Annotated in this window: 1 pseudogene; it reads right to left on the bottom strand. The window is 24.8% G+C overall.

The window, feature by feature from the left end:
• Positions 1 to 195 precede the first annotated feature (195 nt).
• Positions 196 to 471 (bottom strand): annotated as a pseudogene (locus tag NAAC61_RS10910) (hypothetical protein); the annotation flags it as partial.

Below are 471 nucleotides of genomic sequence, written 5' to 3'. Positions count from 1 at the left end.
ATAAATTTGTAAAAGTTTTCTTCAAACTTTTTGTCTATATCTTTCTTTTTTAGTTCTTTTATTATTGGAATAGCAAGAGAGGTGTTTATTTCAAATTCAAGATTATATATTATATTTCTCAATGTATTCGGCTTTATTTGTTTTGTTTTTCCAGATAAGAAATCATTCAAAGTTCTTTTTGAGATATTTGGTTCTTTAATAGAAACTCTTTTCTATTTCTTGCTTTATGAAATTTCTTAACGTCTTTGTGTTTAAATAATAATTGTTATCTAAATTAAAAACACAGTATTTTAACTGATTGATACTTTCTCCACACCGCTTTTTTAAAATGTTGTATCTTTCTTTATCAACCTTTGATAAACACTTTGAGAAGATAAACGCTGTTTCATACATCATTGGATCGTTGCTTTCTTTTTGTACTTGAAAGATAGTATCAAGTGAATTGAAAATTTTGTAATTATCATCGTCAAA

This window comes from Petrotoga sp. 8T1HF07.NaAc.6.1 (assembly GCF_016772115.1).
GTDB classification, from domain to species: domain Bacteria; phylum Thermotogota; class Thermotogae; order Petrotogales; family Petrotogaceae; genus Petrotoga; species Petrotoga mobilis.
Note: the sequence above shows the minus strand (reverse complement) of the source record. Positions and strands in the feature narration are given on the sequence as shown.